General features: G+C 33.7%; 15 protein-coding genes. 11 read left to right on the forward strand and 4 right to left on the reverse strand.

Going from position 1 to position 18,043, the window contains the following annotated elements; genetic code table 11:
* The first annotated feature begins 103 nt into the window (after positions 1-103).
* Complete coding sequence (locus KZH69_RS00255) at positions 104-337, forward strand: putative signal transducing protein (RefSeq protein WP_219315453.1); 234 nt, start codon at positions 104-106, stop codon at positions 335-337.
* An 82-nt stretch (positions 338-419) separates the two neighbouring features.
* Here the strand turns inward: KZH69_RS00255 and KZH69_RS00260 are convergent, their stop codons facing one another.
* On the reverse strand, positions 420-1,877 hold the full coding sequence (locus KZH69_RS00260) for a T9SS type A sorting domain-containing protein (protein ID WP_219315454.1): 1,458 nt from the start codon (positions 1,875-1,877) through the stop codon (positions 420-422).
* A 992-nt stretch (positions 1,878-2,869) separates the two neighbouring features.
* On the opposite strand from KZH69_RS00260, the gene rpiB reads away from it, so the two are divergent.
* On the forward strand, positions 2,870-3,301 hold the full coding sequence (rpiB, locus tag KZH69_RS00265) for a ribose 5-phosphate isomerase B (RefSeq protein WP_219315455.1): 432 nt from the start codon (positions 2,870-2,872) through the stop codon (positions 3,299-3,301).
* A gap of 67 nt (positions 3,302-3,368) precedes the next feature.
* Here rpiB and KZH69_RS00270 read toward each other — a convergent pair whose 3' ends face one another.
* Positions 3,369-3,662, reverse strand: a complete 294-nt coding sequence (locus KZH69_RS00270; RefSeq protein WP_369410622.1) for a DUF1294 domain-containing protein — start codon at positions 3,660-3,662, stop codon at positions 3,369-3,371.
* Between the two features lie 225 nt (positions 3,663-3,887).
* Here KZH69_RS00270 and KZH69_RS00275 point away from each other — a divergent pair, with 225 nt between their 5' ends.
* Genes KZH69_RS00275 through KZH69_RS00285 form a run of 3 tightly spaced genes read left to right on the forward strand, consistent with a single transcriptional unit; the run spans position 3,888 to position 9,838 of the window.
* Positions 3,888-5,750: a DUF3858 domain-containing protein gene (locus KZH69_RS00275; protein WP_219315457.1), complete on the forward strand. Its 1,863-nt coding sequence runs from the start codon at positions 3,888-3,890 to the stop codon at positions 5,748-5,750.
* On the forward strand, positions 5,750-7,654 hold the full coding sequence (locus KZH69_RS00280; protein ID WP_219315458.1) for a DUF3858 domain-containing protein: 1,905 nt from the start codon (positions 5,750-5,752) through the stop codon (positions 7,652-7,654). Before KZH69_RS00275 ends, KZH69_RS00280 begins: the two co-directional genes overlap by 1 nt.
* A gap of 60 nt (positions 7,655-7,714) precedes the next feature.
* Positions 7,715-9,838 (forward strand): Tex family protein, encoded by a 2,124-nt coding sequence (locus tag KZH69_RS00285; protein WP_219315459.1) that lies wholly within the window; start codon positions 7,715-7,717, stop codon positions 9,836-9,838.
* Positions 9,839-9,895: 57 nt separating this feature from the next.
* Here the strand turns inward: KZH69_RS00285 and KZH69_RS00290 are convergent, their stop codons facing one another.
* Positions 9,896-10,504, reverse strand: a complete 609-nt coding sequence (locus tag KZH69_RS00290; RefSeq protein ID WP_219315460.1) for a porin family protein — start codon at positions 10,502-10,504, stop codon at positions 9,896-9,898.
* Between the two features lie 706 nt (positions 10,505-11,210).
* On the opposite strand from KZH69_RS00290, the gene KZH69_RS00295 reads away from it, so the two are divergent.
* The 5 genes from KZH69_RS00295 to KZH69_RS00315 all read left to right on the forward strand — a co-directional run bounded on the left by KZH69_RS00295 (position 11,211) and on the right by KZH69_RS00315 (position 17,007).
* Positions 11,211-11,915, forward strand: coding sequence for a Crp/Fnr family transcriptional regulator (locus KZH69_RS00295; protein WP_219315461.1), 705 nt, complete (start codon positions 11,211-11,213; stop codon positions 11,913-11,915).
* Between the two features lie 317 nt (positions 11,916-12,232).
* The gene (locus tag KZH69_RS00300; RefSeq protein ID WP_219315462.1) at positions 12,233-13,678 is read left to right on the forward strand and encodes an alginate export family protein; all 1,446 of its coding nucleotides are present in this window, start codon (positions 12,233-12,235) and stop codon (positions 13,676-13,678) included.
* Positions 13,679-13,706: 28 nt separating this feature from the next.
* Complete coding sequence (locus KZH69_RS00305; RefSeq protein ID WP_219315463.1) at positions 13,707-14,942, forward strand: CmpA/NrtA family ABC transporter substrate-binding protein; 1,236 nt, start codon at positions 13,707-13,709, stop codon at positions 14,940-14,942.
* Between the two features lie 352 nt (positions 14,943-15,294).
* Positions 15,295-16,182, forward strand: a complete 888-nt coding sequence (ntrB, locus tag KZH69_RS00310) for a nitrate ABC transporter permease (protein ID WP_219315464.1) — start codon at positions 15,295-15,297, stop codon at positions 16,180-16,182.
* Positions 16,183-16,200: 18 nt separating this feature from the next.
* On the forward strand, positions 16,201-17,007 hold the full coding sequence (locus KZH69_RS00315; protein ID WP_219315465.1) for an ABC transporter ATP-binding protein: 807 nt from the start codon (positions 16,201-16,203) through the stop codon (positions 17,005-17,007).
* Positions 17,008-17,133: 126 nt separating this feature from the next.
* On the opposite strand, the gene tatA is transcribed toward KZH69_RS00315, so the two are convergent.
* Positions 17,134-17,307 (reverse strand): twin-arginine translocase TatA/TatE family subunit, encoded by a 174-nt coding sequence (gene tatA, locus KZH69_RS00320; RefSeq protein WP_111408361.1) that lies wholly within the window; start codon positions 17,305-17,307, stop codon positions 17,134-17,136.
* Positions 17,308-17,635: 328 nt separating this feature from the next.
* Here tatA and KZH69_RS00325 point away from each other — a divergent pair, with 328 nt between their 5' ends.
* Positions 17,636-18,031, forward strand: coding sequence for a peptidase (locus KZH69_RS00325; RefSeq protein WP_439649408.1), 396 nt, complete (start codon positions 17,636-17,638; stop codon positions 18,029-18,031).
* Positions 18,032-18,043 lie beyond the last annotated feature (12 nt).

Raw genomic sequence — 18,043 nt, forward strand, 5'->3', positions numbered from 1 at the left:
CTTTTCTTAAAAGTCTAAAATTACAAAATAGTATTCACTATTCCTTACTCTGCCTAGAGTTTTAAACTAATAATAACTTTACTACATTTATAAAAAATTAAAAATGAAAGACTTTAAAACGATTGCTATTTTTAACTATCCGCATGAAATCGTGGTACTTAGACATATTCTGGATCAGGAAGAAATTCAATATTTTTTCGAAAACGAACACATTGTTTCCATTGACCCATTGGCCAGTTATGCTTATGGCGGAATTCAGCTCAAAGTACACCCAAACGATTTTGAACAAGTACAAGAAATACTGGATAATTTGAATTCTAAACTTTCCATCGTTTAAAAATTTTAAAAAGTTATAACCTAATAAATAACAAAAAGACCACCGTTTGGTAGTCTTTTCTTTATACTAATTTTTTAAAAATTTATTGTACTAAGATAGTTTTAGTAGCTTTTCCTTTATCAGTAATAACTTCAAAAAAATAAGATCCTTTAGACAAGTAACTCACAGAAATAGTATTATTCTTTTCTGTTTTTACAAGCTGTCCTAAAGTATTATAAATATTTACTTTTTCTAACATTAAATCTTCTTGCAAATTTATTTTTACAACCTCAGAAGCCGGATTAGGATACACTGCAAAATTAGCCATTACAAAACTATCTGAACTTAAAACAACCGATAAATCATAAACTCTAACTTGACCTGAAGAGAGGCCATTTTCATCATTATAAGGAGCGCCAATAGCTACCATACTTCCATCTGAGGATAAAGCAACACTATAACCACTTCGATCACCAATGGCTTCACCGTTAATATCAGCTCCTAATTTAGTCCAAACGCCAGATACGTTTTTATATACTCGCACTTGACCTGAAGAGAGACCATTTCCATCATTTTCAGGACCACCAATCGCTACCACACTACCATCTGAGGATATACTTACACTAGAACCACTTTCATCATAAGCAGCTTCTCCATCGATATCAGCTCCTATTTGTGTCCAAACACCAGACACATTTTTATATACTCTAACTTGACCTGAATCGATTCCATTTTCATCATTAAAAAAAGCACCAATCGCTACCACACTACCATCTGAGGATAAAGCAACACCATGACCACTATGATCACCAGCAGCCTCTCCGTTAATATCAGCTCCTATTTGTGTCCAAACACCAGATACATTTTTATATACTCGCACCTGACCTGAATTGAATCCATTTTCAGCATTTAATTCAGCACCAATCGCTACAACACTTCCATCTGAGGATAAACTTACACTATAACCACTTTCATCATAAGCGGCTTCTCCATCGATATCAGCTCCTAGTTGAGTCCAAACGCCAGATACATTTTTATATACTCGCACTTGACCTGAACTGGTACCATTTCCACTATTAAAAGGAGCACCAATCGCTACAATACTACCATCTGAGGATAAACTAACACTAGAACCACTTTGATCATCATTGGTTTCTCCAACAATATTAGCCCCGAGTTGGGTCCAAACGCCAGATACGTTTTTATATATTCGGACATAATGTGAATAGTTTATATTACGAAAAACACCTATCGCTACCACACTGCCATCTGAAGATAAACTTACACTAGAACCACTTTCATCACCATCTGCATCACCATCGATATCAGCTCCTAGTTGAGTCCAAACGCCAGATATTTTTTTATATACTCGCACTTTACTTATAGAATGGGTATAACTAACCTTGTTAGGAGCACCGATCGCTAGCACACTGCCATCTGAAGATAAACTTACACTAGAACCACTATAATCTTTATAGTCTTTTCCATCGATATCAGTTCCTATTTGAGCTTGTCCTATACTTAGTAAAGGAAATAAAATAAAAAGTAATGTTTTTTTCATAATTTTTTTTCATAATTTTTGGTAAATATATATTTTAAAAGTGAGAATTTTATATATTTAAAACAATCAACCAAAAATATATACCCAACCAAAAGTAAACCAACGATTTTGAACAAGTTCAAGAAATACTCGACAATTTAAATTCAAAACTTTCTATCGTTTAAAAGAATTCAGCACTTAGTAACTAGTAAAGAGTAATTAGCTTTTTTCCTTTGTCTAAAAATTATTTATAACTAAACAATTAGCTAATCACTAAAAGCTATTCACTAATTACTCAACTTTTTTTGTTTTCAAATTTCAAAGTTGTCAACATATATTAAATACAACAAAAAGAAAATTTAAATTAAATTAATTTTTTGATGGTTATTATAGCTTGTTAATAGTTGCTATAAATTTCTAAAAAAATGCATTGAAATGAAGTTTTAGGTTTTTATATTGAGTTATTAACATCGTTATTGAGACTTAAATATTTAGTTTTTAAGGTTTTTTTTAAATTAATTAACAACTGTTAACAATCTAAAAAATATACAAATTGTAAATAAGTGATTTTAATTTTTTTGTTGAAAAACCAATTTTAAGTATTGATAACTTTTCTAAAAATTCATCAAACTAAATTAGGATTTTTAAAGTGGGTTTTGGATTACTTAATTTTTGTTTACAAACTCAAAAAACTTCTAAAATTCTATCTAAAGTTATAAACATTTTGTGTTAACTTAAGGTTAACTGAATATCAAGTAGTTAGCTTTTACTATTAACAATACAAAATATTAACATTAAAATTACATTCTATGTATTGATTAGCAGACTATTGTGTATTTATGAAAATGTTAATAAACTTCAAAATTTCTTATAATCAAGGAGTTGTGTTACATTTATATAAAATTGATTTTTCTTCAAATTCTTAATCTATTATTAGAATTGAATAACTATTTTTTGGCTTATATCTAAAATACTTTGGCTAAATTTGCATTTCAAAATCTAATACAAAAAAAATGAAAATTTCGATAGGAAATGACCACGCCGGACCAGATTATAAAAAAGCAATTGTTGCAATGCTTGAAGCAAAGGGATATGAAGTAACCAATTACGGTACAGATACTGAAGAAAGTGTTGATTATCCTGATTTTGCGCATCCAGTTGCTGAAGATGTAAGTGAAGGTAGAGCTGATTTTGGAATTGTTATTTGCGGAAGCGGAAATGGAATTGCGATGACTGTTAATAAACATGCCAAAATCCGTGCAGGCTTATGTTGGACTAAGGAAATTGCAGTTTTAACGAGATTGCATAATGATGCTAATATTGTTAGTATTCCGGCACGATTTACTTCTATTCCACAAGCTGTAGAAATTGTTGAAACTTTCTTGGCTACTGAATTTGAAGGAGGAAGACACCAAAATAGAGTGAATAAAATCGCTTGTCAATAAATAAAATCGCGAGGTGCTTCGCACCAAAATATTTAAAGGCTCAGTTTTAAACTGGGCTTTTTTTGTTTTATAATGATATTAAATCAAAATAAAACAATGTGATAATAGTTATAACCTGAAGAGAAACAATTCCGAAAAATTTCAATAAATAGCTTTTTTTTGCTGTTTTGTGCCGAAAAATTGACATCGCAAGCGATGATCCAATTGTTCCACCAATGACTACCCAGGTCAAAAGTACTTTTTCGGAAATTCTATTTTTGTTTTTAATAGCTAATTGTTTGTCGTAGCCTATTAATACAAAAGCGATTAAATTAACAGGAAAAAATAAATATAAAATTAGATTCATTGGGTTATAATTCATGACAAAGATAGTCGAAGTTTGTTATTCAATACTTAAAAAAGAGCTGGCAATAAAATCACAGTAAAAAAATTGAGCAGACTACAATTTATTTCAAAATATGTTGATAGACGAGCAATCAATATTAAAAAAAGATTAAAATGTGTTGACAAATTTTCTATGAAAACAGTTTTAAATTTATCTAATAAAGTAAGAATATGTTTTTATTTTTACCCAAAATTAAAACGAATGAAAAAGTGTATTGCGTTATTTTTATTTTCCTTTCAATTATTTTCCCAAGAAAAATCTAAAATAAATTACAGTAACGAATCTGTTGTTATCAATTCCAATAAAAACTTAGAAATTGAAACTTTTGTAAACGAAAGCAGATCAATAGCAAAAAGCAAAAACACCTATGAATACACCATAAGAATTCCTTATGATAGCTTTAGTGAGATATCAAACATTAAAGGATCTACATTTATCACGAAAACCAATAAAAAAATAGAATTAAGTTCTTCATCAATAGGGATTTATGAGGCACAGTACGAAAATATATATAAGAGCGATAATAAGTACAAATATTTTATGCTTCCTAAAGTGGAAGATAATTCTGTAATTGAATTTTCGTATAAAAGTAAACTTACTGAACCGCGATTTTTATCCTCATTTACGTTTCAAAATCCAATAAAAACAGAAAACACAAAACTTCAAATTAGATGTCAGTCATCTACAGAAATTGGATATAAACTTTTTGGTAATTATCAAGACAAAATTGTTTTTACAAAAGTAACCGAAGGAAATCAGGATATCTACACCTGGGAAGCAAAGGATATTCCTGAGTTTGAAAGAGAAGAAGATATGCCCAGTTCATTATATTTTATTCCTCATATTATTTATTACATTAAAAGTTATGAGAAAGATGGAAAAAAAGAAGAATTACTAGGGACACCAGAAAAACTATATCAATGGTATTCTTCACTTACAAAGGATATAAATAAAACGAATCAAACAGCACTTAATAACAAAACATTAGATTTAATAAAAGATAAAAAAAATGACTATGAGAAAGCGAAAGGAATTTATCAGTGGGTACAGCAAAATGTTCATTATGTTGCATTTGAAGATGGAATGAGCGGTTTCGTTCCTAGAGATGCTTCAAATGTTTTCGAAAAATTATATGGCGACTGCAAGGATATGGCGAATATTTTAAACCAAATGCTGCAATATGCAAAATTAGATTCACATCTTACTTGGATTGGGACAAGAATCAAACCCTATAAGTATGCAGAAGTTCCAACACCATTAGTTGATAATCACATGATCACCCACGTTGTCATTGATGGGAAAAGCTATTTCCTGGACGCAACGGATAAGTTTTGTCCATTTGGATTTCCCTCCGCTATGATTCAAGGTAAAGAAGCTTTGATAGGCCTGTCCGAAAATCAATTTAAATTGGAAATGGTTCCCCAAGTCGAAACCAGTAAGAATAAAATAGCAATTTTGATGAAATTGAAGTTAGAAAACAATAACATTGTTGGTGAAGCAAATACTGAGATTTCGGGATTAAACAAAAGCCTTTTATTGAATAAACTTTCAGCGTACAATCAAAAAGAAAGTGAAATTTGGAAAAATACAATTACGGAAAATAACGAAAAAATAGAATTGAATATTCAAGAGTTACAGGAAAATGATTATCAAGATCTTCCTTCAAAAGCAAGTTTCAAATTAAAATTGGAGAATGGTGTTAAAGATGTTAACGGTAAATTATTATTAAAACCAATATTACTTTTTCCTTTAAAAGAAAATTTAATTGATATCGAAAAGAGAAAGCTTTCTATCGAAAAAGACTTTGCAAATTCTTATGAAATTCAATATGAGTATGAATTGCCGTTAGATTATAAAGTAGAATTTATGCCTGTAAATGCAAAATTTGAAAATGATTTGGGAAGTTTCGATATTCAATACAAAGCGCTCAAAAACATTATTACAGTTACCCAAAAAATAGAATCCAAAAAATTACTGTTGGAAACCAAAGATTTTGTGCTTTGGAATTCTTTCATTAAAGCTTTAACCAAACAATACAACCAATCTATTATTCTTTCTAAATAATGAAAAAAATTACCCTTTTTATCGTTTTATTAATGTCGTTTCAAACATATTCCCAAGAAATAAAAAGTTATACTTGGGACGAAAAACCAACCTTCAAAGAAATCCCTGAAGAATACAAAAACCAGCCAGCAGTTGTTTTGTTGGACAAACGCTGGATTCATACACGAGTTGGAGGCTATTCATATGCAACTTTTGGAATGAATCATTTTGCCATAAAAATTAACAAAGCAGAAGAAATTAATAAATACAATAAGATCAAAGCCCAAGACAACGGATACATTCGAGATGTTAGGGATTTTCATGCTAGGGTAATAAAACCTAATGGAGAAATAAAAATATTGCCACAAGATAAAATTATCGAAACAACAGAAGACAAAGTAAAATCTATAGTTTTTGAAGGTGTCGAAGCAGGAGATATTTTAGAATATTATTTTATCATAAAAGAAAACCCAATGTCATACGGAGTTGAAGTTTTCCAAAAAGAAATACCAGTGTTGTTTGCTGAATTCACACACACGCAAGAAGGTGTAAAATTTGAAACTTTTGCTTCATCAGAGTTTGAACAAAGTGCTTTAAATAACAAAAGCATATCAACAGCTACTAATATTCCGCCTTATAAAGAAGAACCTAATGCACTAAACTTAAAGAATTTAGTGAAGTTAATTTATATGGTTTCGACTCCGGGAATGGACATTTATAATTGGAATTATTTTTTGCCGCAATATCTTTCTAAACCATCTTTTCAATATTTTAAGAAAACCCAAGCGAGAGAATTCATTGAAAAATTAAATATTGGTACCGAATCAACCGAAGAGAAATTAATTAAAATCGATGAGTACATAAAAACTAATTTTGACTTTGTTGGTAAAGGAGAAACAGCTCAAAAAATCACGAATTTAAATAACGGCAAGCAAAAATTAACAGGTGGTGATATTTTCGACTTATATGGATTTACACTCAAAGAATTAAAAATTCCCTATAAAGTGGTCGTTGGTATGTCGCGTTTTAATGGAGAGGTTAACACCGAAAAATTTGTAGTACCTCTTTCTCACGAATTTATGTATTACATTCCTGAAACTAAAAAATTCCTGTCCCCATATGATAAGTATTTATGTTATGGTTATCCATCCTATGAACTTCAGGGTTCAGTAGGCAGAACATATTATCCTGCCCTTAAAGAGAATTATCAATTAACTTTTCCAATTGCACCTGCAGAATTTACAGTAAATGAATCACAAAGCACTGTTTCATTATCAGATGATTTTGCAGTGGCAACCATAGAAAAGTTATATTCAAACACTGGGTATGATGGGCAGTTGTATAGAAATTGGGTTACATATATCAAAGGAAATGAAGAGGAAAAAGATCTTGTTGATTTTATCAAGAAAAGAATCTTTGGCGATGAATTTGATATAAAAATTTCCGAGTATATCTTCGAAAATCAAGATTTCAAATACAATTATAGCAATACGCCCTATATTGTAAAAGTTAAGGCTGAAGCAAAGGAATCTCTAACCGAAAATGCGGGTAATCTTGTTTTGGTAAACCTCGGAAAATTGGTTGGGAAGCAATTTAATTTATATCAGGAAACTGATAGAAAATGGGATGTGGATTTAAGTTATGCCAAAACATACAAGCACAAAATAATTTTCAATATTCCTAATGGTTATGAGGTCGAAAGCTTCAAGGATTTAGAAATTGACAAAAAAATGAGCGGGGACGAAACTATGAATTGCTCTTTCAAGTCTACCGCCAGAGTAGAAGGAAACCAATTAATTGTTGAGGTTTTCGAGATTTACAATTCCATAAATTATCCAAAAGAAGTCTACCAAGAATATAGAAATGTAGTTAACGCTTCTTCGGATTTTACAAAAGCATCGGTGGTGCTAAGGCAAAAGAAATAAAGGAGTTTGATGTTTTAAACATTCCAAATTAAAAAAAGTACTTTTTACATAAATATTAATATGACCAATTTACAATTCATTTCAAAACACGTTGCGACAGCAGCAATCAACATTCAAAACACGGTTCAATTATTGCAGGAAGACTGCACGATTCCGTTTATATCCCGTTATCGAAAAGACAAAACAGGAAACTTAGATGAAGTTTTTATTGAGCAAATTGCAAAATTTCAAAAAGAGTACGAAGTCATTGTAAAGCGTAAAGAAGCGATTTTAAAATCCATTCAGGAGCAAAATGCTTTGACACCAGAATTGGAGAAAAAAATTCAACAAAGTTTTGATTTACAGGAGTTGGAAGATTTCTATTTACCTTATAAAAAGAAAAAACGAACTAAAGCCGATGTAGCTAGAGAGAATGGATTGGAGCCTTTGGCTAAGATAATTATGGCACAAAGTAAAGATGATGTTGATTTCTTGGCGACCCAATATCTGAATGAAAATGTAATTAATGAGGAAGCGGCCCTGCAGGGAGCTAGAGATATTATAGCAGAATGGATTAATGAGAATATCTACGTTAGAAAACAACTTCGTAGATTGTTTGAGCGTAAAGCGATAATCACTACCAAGGTGGTTAAGTCCAAAAAAGAGGAAGAAGGAGCGCAAAAATTCAATCAGTATTTTGAATGGGCAGAACCGTTAACCAAAGCGCCATCACATCGTTTATTGGCGATAATGCGTGCCGAAAAGGAAGGTTTTATCAAGTTCAAAGTTGATGTTGAGTTGGATGATGCCTACGACATTATTGACGAATTAATCATAAAAGGAGATAACAGTACGACGCCTCATGTTCAATTGGCGATTGAAGACAGTTACAAACGTTTATTGAATCCTGCGATTTCGAACGAAACGTTGCAGGAAGCCAAGGCAAAAGCGGATGCCAATTCGATTCAGGTATTTGCCAATAATTTAGGGCAGTTGTTATTGGCGCCACCATTGGGAGAAAAACGAATTTTGGCAATTGACCCAGGATTTCGTTCGGGATGTAAAGTGGTTTGTTTGGACGAGAAAGGGGATTTGTTGTACAACGAAACCATTTATCCGCACGCTCCGCAAAAGGAGGAAGCAATGGCTATAAAAAAAATACGTTCGATGGTCAATGCGTATCAAATAGACGCGATTTCGATTGGAAACGGAACGGCTTCACGCGAAACCGAATTCTTCATCAAGAAAATTGCTTTTGACAAGGCAGTTCAGGTATTCATCGTTTCGGAGGCTGGGGCTTCGGTCTATTCGGCTTCGAAGATTGCGAGAGAAGAGTTTCCTAACTATGATGTTACGGTTCGAGGATCGGTTTCTATTGGGAGAAGATTGTCGGATCCGTTGGCCGAATTGGTAAAAATTGACCCAAAAGCAATTGGAGTCGGACAATATCAACACGATGTAGATCAAAACAAACTTAAAGAAGAACTGGACAATACCGTGATTCGCTGCGTGAACTCGGTGGGGATAAACATCAACACGGCGAGTAAACATTTGTTGGGTTATGTGAGTGGAATAGGAGAGAAGCTGGCCGAAAATATTGTGGCGTATCGTTCCGAAAACGGTCCTTTTACGGACAGAAAACAACTTAAAAAAGTACCTCGCTTAGGTGACAAAGCGTATCAGCAAGGAGTGGCGTTTATCCGAATTTCGAATGCGAAGAACCCTTTGGACAATTCGGCGGTGCATCCCGAAGCGTATGCTATTGTTGAAAAGATGGCCAAAGATTTGAAATTGACAGTAAATGATTTGATTGCCAATAAAGAGAAAACGGCTTTAATTAAACCTGAGAACTATATTACTCCAGATATTGGGGTTTTGACCCTAAAAGATATTATTAAAGAGCTTGAAAAACCGGGATTGGACCCTAGAAAAGCGGCTACTGTTTTTGAATTTGACCCGAATGTGAAATCGATAAAAGATGTTAGAACCGGAATGATTCTTCCTGGAATTGTGAACAACATTACCAATTTTGGCTGTTTTGTTGATATAGGAGTGAAAGAAAGTGGATTGGTTCATATTTCGCAACTGAAAGCGGGTTTTGTGAGCGATGTGAATGAAGTGGTGAAATTGCACCAACACGTTACCGTAAAAGTTGTGGAGGTTGATGAAGATAGGAAACGTATTCAGTTGACGATGGTGATTTAGATATAAAATACGGGGCTCAAATTAAATGAGCCCCGTATTTTGTATTTCTTCTATCTTTTAAAGTTGAATAACTCCACCTACATTAAAACTGCTACCCGAATTTTTGATATCTGAGCTATTAGCTTTATTAATATTGGTTAAACCTGCAAAACCTTGCCAGTCTAGCAAAATGCCAAATTTTTCATTAACTTCTATTTTATAACCTATTCCATAAGTAAATCCCAATTGAAAAGATTCGATGATACTACTGGGTATTTCCATACTATGTCCTGCAGTATCACTTACTTCAGCATTCAGTAAAAAAGAGGGACTAAATCCAAAATTTAAATTCCATTTTCTGGTGCTTCCGAAGTGCCAATTGGCATTTAATGGAATGCTTAAATAGTTTAATTTATCTTCCAATGTACCTTCTCCAGCATCATATGTACCTCCCATTTTGTCAAAAGACAATCCAGAACGCAAACTCCATCTATTATTAAAATAGTAATCAGCAGTTGCGCCAAATGATACTGCTGAAATAGAATGAGTATTATTATTTTCATTGTTTTCGTTAAAAATAGAATATCCAATTTTTGGGGTAATTTCAAAAGTTCCTTTTTCTTTAGATTGGGCGTTAGCATACGCAAACGAAATTAATGCAATTAATGGTAGTAAAATTTTTTTCATTTTTTAGGTTTTTTAGTTAAACGATGCGAATATACTTTGTAAAAGGCTTACAAATTTTAAAAAGAAGAAAAAAACTAAAACATTTATATTTAGTCTAAGTAATTGATTTGATTTAGATAATTTTAGGTTTTCTTAAAACTCATGATCAGTACGGTTTCAAATTTATAACGCACAACAAACATAAGTAAAAAGCTATAAACAACTAAAAACTACGTATTTTTACTTAATTACAAATAATTGCGAATATCTAAAAAATAATCTGTCTAAGTAGATGAAAAGATAGATGGCGCTATTTTTTAGGGTTCATTTATAAATAATGCACAAAAAAAAGATCTTTTTTTGCGCAGATTGCTTGGGTTTTCGGGATATGTCTAATATTATTTATTACGAAAAACTCATATATTTACTTTAAAAGAAGACAGTTACAGTATTATTTTTACTGATTTTGTTATTTAACCAAGATTTGTTCATTGAACTAAATGTCTCGATCACCACTTGCGTGAGGGATAGAAGGAAGCTACCGAAGTAGCCCGGATAGCCCGACCGCGATGTGTAAAGCGGGCGAATAAGCGGTCTCTAAAGTTGGCCGCTTTACTCAGCGGGGTCACGCCCACGCGAACTTTGACTAACAGATATAGCAAATGAATGAAAGAATTGGTTTTGGATGGTCTAAAACACTTAAAAACGCAAACAATATTAGCTACAGATGAAAGAGAATCAAGCCATTTGCAACAGTTGTAGTAATGAAAACTGTTTTATCAAAAAGCATATTCATTTGCCCAACATGCAAAGTTATATAGAGAAAAAGCACAGTTTTAGCTGCAAGAAATCGCAACAGTTTATTATTGAGGGGGCACCTATTCAGGGGCTTTATTTTGTGCAAAAAGGAAAGGTGAAAACGGTGAAAACGGGTATTAACGGCAGGGAACAAATTGTTCGGTTTACCACGAATGGCGATACTGTTGGTTTCAGGGGTTTTGGTACGAGTAATCGGTATTTGATAGGAGCTTATGCCTTGGAGGATACAGTTTTGTGTAATTTCAACAACGAAGTGATGGTGGACATTCTTAAAAACGTTCCTGAATTCACTTATGATATGATGCTTTTTTATGCCGAGGAATTGAACAAGAGTGAGAACAACATCAGGAAGATTGCCCACATGAATGTGAGAGAGCGTGTGATCGATACCTTATTATACATCCATAGAAAATTTGGCCAAACCAATGATTTGATTAATCTTGATTTGTCCCGAAAAGAAATAGCCGATTTTGCCGGAACCACCGAAGAGCAAGTAACCCGCGTGATTTCGAGTTTGAAGAGAGAGGCTTTGATAAAAACGGTTGGGAAGAAAATAGGATTGCAACAAATCAATAAAATGAAATCCGAAATTATGGAACATAAGTATGTATAAGTAGTTTTAGATTCAAACTTTGAATTTATTAAGCCCTTTTGGGGGCTTTTTTTGTGGAAATAAATGTCGTTTTACGAGTATTGGAGGAAAATTAATTTTTGAAGTTAAGCTAAGTACGTATTTTAGATAAAAACTAAGTGCTTATTGGTGTCAATAATTATAAGGCTTAACAATATTTATTTGCGTTAACGCAGTAAATAAATTGTTTTCTGAATAATTTTTGCCGTGTAAAAAAGAGGTTTTAGACTGTAAAAAGTAAATACGTAAGTACTAATACGTATGTATATTTGCTTCATACTAATCAAAACCAATTTATCATGCAAAAGATTACAACCACAATACAAAAAATAAAAGCACTAAAAGAAGGCAAAAATTCAAAATCGATACTATTAGGTTTGGTCATAACATTGTTTGGTTATAACGCTGCAAATGCACAATTAACCGCAACTGGCCAATTCAGACCAAGAGCAGAATTTAGAGATGGTTACAGTACTTTACAATCTAAAGATGCCGAGACAGCTGTTTTTACTTCACAAAGAACAAGATTGAATGTTGGGTTTACAGGATACCGATTCAAATTTTTTGTTGCTATTCAGGATGTTCGCGTTTGGGGACAAGATGCTTCAACCATTAACAGAACAACGACTGCCGAAAATAATGGAATTCAATTGCACGAAGCCTGGGGTGAAATTATGTTGAATGACACCGTAAGCAGTATTCAAAATTTATCTTTAAAAATAGGGCGTCAGGAGATTTCGTATGATGACCAAAAGGTAATAGGAGGACTGGATTGGTTACAACAAGCGCGTTACCATGACGCGATTGTTTTGAAATACTTTAACAAAGGATGGACAGCCGATTTTGGAGCCGCTTTTAACCAAAACAAAGAATTATTGGCGGGAACAATTTACAACGGTGTTCCGGCAGCAACAGCAGGATATCCAGCAGGAACCAACGGTTTGGGGACCAATTATAAATCATTGGAATATGCGTATTTGGCTAAGAAATTTTTCTTTGGAGATATTTCCTTTTTATTCCTAAGCGATAATTTTAATAAATACACCAATGTAATAGCGGGAACTCCTGCTGTTACAACCAAAGTAAACGAACAAGGAATTTGGACGCGCAACACTACTGGTTTCTACTATAATGTAAATCCAACCCGAAAATTGAAACTGGAAGGTAGCGTGTATCACCAATTTGGACATGACAAAAACGGTCGCAGTTTGAGCAGTAATTTGGCTTCGATTACAACGACTTTGCAAGTGGGCAGAAAATTATTTGTAGGCCCTGGGGTTGATTATTTATCAGGAAATGACGGAACAAAAGCCGTGACGGCCACTTCAGAGAACAATCAATTTGATCCGCTTTATGGAACGCCTCATAAATTTTGGGGAACTATGGATTACTTCTACGCTTCAAGCGGTTTTGGAGCACAAGGATTGTTAAACTACTTTTTGAAAGCCAAATACAACTTGAAAGACAATCTAACTCTTTTTGCAGACATTCACTGTTTTGAATCGGCAAACTCTTTATCTAACGGAGCAGGAGGAAAACAAACGAGCTATTTAGGAACAGAATTGGATTTGAAAATGTCTTATAACATGACTAAAATGATCAATATTGAAGCAGGTTATTCTGTAATGCAAGCAACAAATTCAATGGCATCCGCACAAGTTAAAAATGTGACTAATGCCAATCTTACTCCGCAATGGGCGTATGTGATGGTGAATATTAAACCCAACTTTTTGAATAAAAAGTAATTGAATTAACGATTTAAAAATTAAAAAAATGATACAAACTAAAAAAAATAGAGGCACACTTTTTACCACCTTGATGTTGGTAGTGTGCGTGGTTTTGTTCTCTTCTTTCAAAACAAATCCAAAACCGCCAGTTAGCGAACCTATCAAACTAGGCTTCATTCCCTTGACTGATTGTTCGCCAATTGTAATGGCCAAAGAATTGGGTTTGTTTAAAAAATACGGAGTTGAGGTTGTGGTAACCAAAGAAACATCTTGGGCCAATGTCCGTGACAAAATCTTAACAGGCGAATTGGACGGAGCACACTGTTTATATACTATGCCTTTTTCAGTGTACACTGGAGTAGGAGGAAAGGCTGGTTCTGAGATGAAAATCGCCATGATGCTTAACGTAAACGGACAAGCAATTACCTTATCGAATGACTTTTGCGGAAAAGTGGGTTTCAAACAAATGAATAAAGTGACTCCTATTGTGGCCGCCAAATTGAAAGCCGAAAAAGAAGTGACTTTCGCCATGACTTTCCCAGGAGGAACCCACGATTTATGGTTGAGAAACTGGATGTCATTGGCAGGATTAAATCAAAAAGCAGTTAAAATCATCACGATTCCGCCTCCGCAAATGGTGGCAAACATGAAAGTGGGTAACATGGACGGATACTGTGTAGGAGAGCCTTGGGGCGGTGTTGCCGTAAAGCAAGGAATTGGATTTACTCAAATTGCTTCTCAAGATATTTGGAAAGACCACCCAGAAAAAGCATTGGTTGTGAATAAAGAATTTAGCGAAAAACGTCGCGAAGATTTAAAGAAAGTAATGAAAGCCATTCTGGAAGCCTGCATCTGGCTGGATAATCCTGCCAATCGCAAGAAAGCCGCCGCCATCATTGGGAAAGCGCCTTATGTAAACGCCCCTGCCGATGTTATCGAAGGAAGATTGATGGGAGATTATAACTTAGGTTGCAACCAAGGAACTGAAGTATATGACAAAGATTATATGTTGTTTTACAAAGGAGGAACCGTAAACTATCCTCGTAAATCTTATGCAATCTGGGCTATGGCACAATTTGTCCGATTCGGATATTTGAAAGAAGAACCCAATTACAAAGTGATTGCAGATAAACTAATCATGCAGGATTTATACGAAGAAGTGGCCAAAAGCATGAAGATCAAAATCCCAACGGATGATATGAAACCCTTCTCGCTCACGATGGACAAAACGGTGTTCAACCCATCGAATCCATCAGCATATTTAAAAGTGGTAAAGCATTAAAATATTTGGCGGGGTTATTTCGAGCCCTATGCCTCCTTGCTCTATTCTGAGGATCGCATCGGATTAAAATCTATAGAAAAAAGGTGGTAAACACCAATGCTATTGGCACTTAATACCAATAAAAGAGGTAATAAATACTAATAGCATTGGTTCTTAATACCAATAAAAGGGGTAATAAAAACTAATAATATTGGTACTTAGTACCAATAAAAGAGGTAATAAACACCAGTACTGTTGGTGGTTTTTACCAATAATAGAGGTAGTAAATACCAGCACTATTGGTAGGTTGTACCAATAATAGAGGCAGTAAACACCAATACTAAACACAAATATCAAATTAAAATCTATAATTATGTCAAATTCAACTACAGCAACAATCGAAACAGAAGAAATAGTAGAAAGCTATTCACTTCTCAACACTTTTGGTAAAGTAATTAAGAAAGAAAGCCTTAAAAATGCGTCAATCTATATTTTAGAAAAAGCAAAATCAATTGTATTTGCTTGTATTGGATTGACTATTTTTTGTGGATTTTGGAGCTTATTGAGTTATTATACAAAGGATGCTCTTCCCGGTCCAACAGCAACCTTAACCGTTTTATACGAAATGTTGAGTGACCCATTTTATGATTATGGACCCAACGACAAAGGAATCGGACTGCAATTGTTTGTTTCCATCAAAACCGTTTTATTAGGGTTTTCATTGGGTTCCTTATTTGCAATTCCTTTCGGAATCCTGATTGGAGCGAGTTCTTTTTTCAAAAAAGTGTTTTATCCAATCGTTCAGTTCTTAAAACCGGTTTCACCTTTGGCTTGGTTTCCTATCGGTTTGGTTGTTTTCAAAGACACGGGAATGGCAACTATATTCATCGTGTTTATCACTTCTTTATGGTCTACTTTGATCAATACTGCTTTTGGGGTTGGGACTATTCCACAAGACCATAAAAATGTAGCAAAGGCTTTTGGCTTTTCAAAATGGAGGTATTTGACCAAAGTTGTTTTTCCATACACCTTGCCGCACATTATCACAGGATTACGATTGAGTATCAGCGTTGCTTGGTTGGTTATTGTTGCCGGTGAAATGCTGTCAGGTGGCGCAGGAATTGGATTTTTTGTATGGGACAGCTGGAATGCATTGAGCCTCGAAAAAGTGATTTCGGCCATCATCATCATCGGATTTGTGGGAATTATTTTTGACGGATTTTTTACAATGATTGAAAACAAAGTGTCTTATAAAGCATAACAATTAAAAAGAACGACTATGAGCTATTTAGAAATAAAAAATTTGGAAATTTCTTTTCCAACTCCAAAAGGAAGATACATTGCAGTAAGAGACATTAACCTTTCTATCAAAAAAGGGGAAATCATATCCATCATTGGGCATTCAGGCTGTGGAAAATCAACGATTATGAATGCGATAGGAGGAATGCTAACCCCAACAGGAGGATCGGTAGTATTAGACAATAAAAACATCAAAGGACCAGGACCGGATCGCGGAATCGTTTTCCAAAATTATTCGCTACTGCCTTGGCTGACGGTGGAAAATAATATTTTTCAGGCGGTTGATTCGGTTATGGATTGTTCCAAAGCCGAGAAACACGAAATCGTGATTAAAAACCTCAAGATGGTGAATTTGTTCCAACACAAAGATAAATTACCGGGACAACTTTCTGGCGGAATGAAACAAAGAGTGGCCATAGCAAGAGCATTTGCCATTAACCCTGGAGTATTGTTGATGGATGAACCTTTTGGCGCATTGGATGCCTTAACGAAAGGCTCAATGCAACTTGAAGTTTTAAAATTGTGGAATCTGAACAACAGGGAAAAAACAATAGTGATGATTACGCACGATATCGAAGAAGCGTTGTTTTTGTCCGACCGAATTGTGGTTTTGCACAATGGCCCAGCATCAACTATTCGCGAGATTGTTACGGTAAATTTGCCAAGGCCGAGAAATAAGATTGAAATCGTAAAAACTCCTGAATATATTGAGCTAAGAGATCATTTATTGCACCTATTGACCGATCATTTTTCGATTGAGGATATGGGGGTTACTTATAAAAATTAGTTGATTTTGTTGCCAAAAAAAAGCCTTTCAAATCTTGAAAGGCTTTTTTTATAATAGAAAATTCCAAACTCCTTATATAAATATTGGAATTTGGAATTTAAGATTTAGGAATTTTTATCAAAATTCTTATTTCGTTTCTTCTTCTTTTTTGTCAGCTGGCTGATCGTCTTTGGCTGCGTTTTTAAATTCTTTAACACCGCTTCCTAAACCTTTCATTAATTCTGGAATTTTTTTACCTCCAAAAAGTAATAAAACAACTGCCAATATAACAAGGATTTCTGGTAAACCTAATCTTCCCATGATTGAATATTTAATGCCGTAGCAAATTTGTAATAAATCTAATGTGCAAATGTATATAGAATAACTTAATACGCATTCATTTTGATTGATTTATTTGCTTTTGACAGCGTTAAATATTTTATAAAATTATGAGGTTAGGAATTCAACTACTAAGAAGAGGCTAGTGTTGGCAACGCTTTAAATTATTATATTTGTGACTTAAACAAATATCATGTCCAGGAATCGATTAAAAAAGAAGAAGTTTTTTGACAGATTATTAATCAAAAACCGATTAATAATTTTGAACGAGGATACTTTTGAGGAAATTTTTTCTTTTAAACTGAACATTATGAGCGTCTTTGTTTCGCTTTCATTGGGTGCTATTTTCTTAATTTCCATAACAACCGTTTTGATTGCTTTTACTCCTTTACGAGAATTCATACCCGGTTATTCTTCTTCTCAATTAAAGCGAGATGCAACTGTTTTGGCATTAAAATCAGATTCCCTATCGATAGCTTTGAAGAAAAATGAAGCCTATATAAAATCGATTCAAAAAGTACTGAACGGTGATTTAGAATACGCCAAATTCAATAAAGATTCTATACTCTCTAGTGCTGATGAAGCTGCAGAACCAATAGATTTATCAGCTTCTGAAAAAGAAAAGGAGTTGAGAGAAAGAGTGAGTAAAGAAGAGTATACTCAGCGATCTTCCTCAAAAGGGAAGAGCCTAAATAGTAAAAAATAATCCGGAGAGCTT

The organism is Flavobacterium taihuense (genome assembly GCF_019351435.1).
Lineage (GTDB): Bacteria > Bacteroidota > Bacteroidia > Flavobacteriales > Flavobacteriaceae > Flavobacterium > Flavobacterium taihuense.

Coding starts and splice junctions, on each gene's coding strand:
- KZH69_RS00255 (WP_219315453.1), top strand. CDS start 104: ATGAAAGACTTTAAAACGATTGCTATTTTTAACTATCCGCATGAAATC.
- KZH69_RS00260 (WP_219315454.1), bottom strand. CDS start 1,877: ATGAAAAAAACATTACTTTTTATTTTATTTCCTTTACTAAGTATAGGA.
- rpiB (WP_219315455.1), top strand. CDS start 2,870: ATGAAAATTTCGATAGGAAATGACCACGCCGGACCAGATTATAAAAAA.
- KZH69_RS00270 (WP_369410622.1), bottom strand. CDS start 3,662: ATGAATTATAACCCAATGAATCTAATTTTATATTTATTTTTTCCTGTT.
- KZH69_RS00275 (WP_219315457.1), top strand. CDS start 3,888: ATGAAAAAGTGTATTGCGTTATTTTTATTTTCCTTTCAATTATTTTCC.
- KZH69_RS00280 (WP_219315458.1), top strand. CDS start 5,750: ATGAAAAAAATTACCCTTTTTATCGTTTTATTAATGTCGTTTCAAACA.
- KZH69_RS00285 (WP_219315459.1), top strand. CDS start 7,715: ATGACCAATTTACAATTCATTTCAAAACACGTTGCGACAGCAGCAATC.
- KZH69_RS00290 (WP_219315460.1), bottom strand. CDS start 10,504: ATGAAAAAAATTTTACTACCATTAATTGCATTAATTTCGTTTGCGTAT.
- KZH69_RS00295 (WP_219315461.1), top strand. CDS start 11,211: ATGAAAGAGAATCAAGCCATTTGCAACAGTTGTAGTAATGAAAACTGT.
- KZH69_RS00300 (WP_219315462.1), top strand. CDS start 12,233: ATGCAAAAGATTACAACCACAATACAAAAAATAAAAGCACTAAAAGAA.
- KZH69_RS00305 (WP_219315463.1), top strand. CDS start 13,707: ATGATACAAACTAAAAAAAATAGAGGCACACTTTTTACCACCTTGATG.
- ntrB (WP_219315464.1), top strand. CDS start 15,295: ATGTCAAATTCAACTACAGCAACAATCGAAACAGAAGAAATAGTAGAA.
- KZH69_RS00315 (WP_219315465.1), top strand. CDS start 16,201: ATGAGCTATTTAGAAATAAAAAATTTGGAAATTTCTTTTCCAACTCCA.
- tatA (WP_111408361.1), bottom strand. CDS start 17,307: ATGGGAAGATTAGGTTTACCAGAAATCCTTGTTATATTGGCAGTTGTT.
- KZH69_RS00325 (WP_439649408.1), top strand. CDS start 17,636: ATGAGCGTCTTTGTTTCGCTTTCATTGGGTGCTATTTTCTTAATTTCC.